Source organism: Bacillus sp. 05T21, from assembly GCF_056396785.1.
The window spans coordinates 1-2,553 of record NZ_JBFTMD010000073.1 but is presented as its reverse complement, the minus strand read 5'-3'; the positions used below and the strand labels follow the sequence as shown (position 1 = coordinate 2,553).

2 protein-coding genes and 1 rRNA gene are annotated in these 2,553 nt (G+C 34.2%); all 3 read left to right on the top strand.

Annotated elements, in window-relative coordinates:
• Positions 1 to 108 (top strand): 5S ribosomal RNA (gene rrf, locus AC1DKZ_RS32645); the annotation flags it as partial.
• A 242-nt stretch (positions 109 to 350) separates the two neighbouring features.
• Entirely contained in the window at positions 351 to 1,310 is a 960-nt protein-coding gene (locus AC1DKZ_RS32640) for an alpha/beta hydrolase (RefSeq protein WP_476997956.1), read from the top strand.
• Positions 1,311 to 1,501: 191 nt separating this feature from the next.
• The gene (locus AC1DKZ_RS32635; protein WP_476997955.1) at positions 1,502 to 2,239 is read left to right on the top strand and encodes a DsbA family oxidoreductase; all 738 of its coding nucleotides are present in this window, start codon (positions 1,502 to 1,504) and stop codon (positions 2,237 to 2,239) included.
• Positions 2,240 to 2,553 lie beyond the last annotated feature (314 nt).

Here is a 2,553-nt window from a genome sequence, read left to right as displayed (position 1 = left end):
TGATGGCAGAGAGGTCACACCCGTTCCCATACCGAACACGGAAGTTAAGCTCTCTAGCGCCGATGGTAGTTGGGACCTTGTCCCTGTGAGAGTAGGACGTCGCCAAGCAACTTTAAGACGAGTCAGAATGACTCGTCTTTTTTGTGTTTTAAACTTCTTATCAGTCTCAAGTAAGTAATCCTTATTCTTTTGATCCTCTCATATTCATTTTCTTTCGTCATTTTTGATGTGTAGTTTAAGATTTTCTATTTTATTTTTTGTAGAAGCAAGCTGTCGGTGTGTTAAAATAGTGCAGTTGTTTTTTTGAGTACTTGAATATAAGAAGATTTAATTTTGAAAAAGGAGATAATATGAAAAAGATAGGTGTAATTACTATAGTAGTTTTAGTCCTTCTAGCAATTACTTATATGTTAGCCGGGAATTATTTTTATAATTATGCGTTGAATGCGAAACAAGAGAAAGAGTTTTTAGAGGATAATCCTCACTTAGTAGAAACTGTGAATGCATCGGGAGGTGTGTTTGCTACAAATGAAGAAAAGGATGCGAACTTTGTATCAAATCATAAACCTAATACATTGAACGTAAATTCTTTCGATAAGTTGAATTTAACAGGTTATGAATATATGAATGAACAATCTAGCCATAAATGGGCAATTGTAGTTCATGGATATGATAGCAGGGCATCGAAAATGACGAAATATATCCGGAACTTTTATGAAGAAGGATATAATGTCATAGCGCCAGACCTTCGTGGGCATGGAAATAGTGAAGGCGATTATATAGGGATGGGTTGGCACGATCGTAAAGATATTTTGATTTGGATTCAACAAATTGTAAAGAAAGACCCTAATGCTGAAATAGCACTCTTTGGTGTTTCAATGGGCGGGGCCACTGTAATGATGACTTCAGGTGAAGAGTTACCTGCTAACGTTAAAGTTATTATTGAAGATTGTGGATACTCAACTGTTATTGATGAATTTACGTATCAATTAAACGATTTATTCCACTTGCCGAAGTTTCCTGTTATGAATGCGGCAAATACAGTTACAAAATTACGAGCTGGATATGATTTAGAAGAAGCTTCAGCTATAAAACAAGTGGCGAAAAGTAAAACACCTATGCTATTTATTCATGGGGATGCTGATACATTCGTTCCTTATGAAATGTTAGATGAAGTATATAATGCTGCAAAAGTAGAAAAAGAGAAATTAATTGTTCCAGGTGCTGGACATGGAGAAGCCGAGAAGGTAGATTCGAATAAATATTGGAATACCGTATGGAAGTTCGTGGGGAGATACATTCCAGTGTAATTAGATTGTTTTAGATTTGTATTTTGTATATACGATAATCAGAAGGAAATGTTTTTATACTTTTGATTATCGTTTTTTCTATTTAAAAACTTATTTTGGTTTGTAGTATATAAGGTTTGAAGCATAAATTTTTGAATTCCTTATTGCCAGTGCTACAATAATTGAAAACTACATGTTAATGAGGTGTTTCTATGAAAATTGAAGTATGGTCAGATTTTGTATGCCCATTTTGTTATATTGGGAAACGTAGATTAGAAATGGCTTTAGAGCAATTTCCGCATAAGAAGGATGTTGAAGTTGAGTTTAAAAGTTTTGAATTAGACCAAAATGCTCCAATCTATTCTGGAACAAGTATTAATGAAGTACTTGCATCAAAGTATGGGATTAGTATTGAAGAAGCTAAGCGTAATAATATACAACTAGGCAATCATGCAGCTAGTATGGGTTTAAGTTTTAATTTTGAAGAGATGAAGCCGACGAACACTTTTGATGCGCATCGTCTTGCTAAATTTGCAAAGGATCAAGGGAAAGAAAAAGAAAAAGAGATTACGGAAAATCTACTTTTTGCATATTTCACTGAATCGAGAAATTTAAGTGATGTGGATACGCTTGCTACTATTGCTGAAGCTTCAGGTTTAGATAAGCAAGAAGCTTTACGTGTTATTAATGATAAAGGTGCATATGCAAATGATGTTAGAATTGATGAAGCGATTGCTCAGCAATATCAAATTTCAGGAGTACCTTATTTTATTATTAATCAAAAGTATGCTATTTCAGGTGCGCAACCACTCGAAACTTTTGTTGGTGCACTTCAACAAGTGTGGGAAGAAGAGAATCCTGCACCTAAGTTACAAGAGCTTTCTTCAGAGGGTGGAAGTGATATGTCTTGTACTGATGAAAGTTGTTCTGTACCTTCAAAAGAACAATAGTTTTTATGATGGAATAGCAACCCATAGAGTGTTTCATGGGTTGCTTATCTATTCTTATAGAAGAGGTATATAGATAGATAATTTAATAACGTAAATAGCATTTATAAAAAAATGAAGTTTTTTATAAAAACATATTGACGGTTGTATCTTAGAGGTGTAATATAGAACAAGTCGCCGATAGCAACAACGCAGAAAGCGACAAAAGAAATAAAAAAACTTGGTTGACATTGAAATATGAAAATGTTAACATAAGGGAGTCGCAAATGAGCGGCAAACAAGTTCTTTGAAAACTGAACGAAACAAACAACGTGAAC

Bases quoted from the DNA above. Each gene is read 5' to 3' on its own strand.
- AC1DKZ_RS32640 (WP_476997956.1), top strand. From the start codon at position 351: ATGAAAAAGATAGGTGTAATTACTATAGTAGTTTTAGTCCTTCTAGCA.
- AC1DKZ_RS32635 (WP_476997955.1), top strand. From the start codon at position 1,502: ATGAAAATTGAAGTATGGTCAGATTTTGTATGCCCATTTTGTTATATT.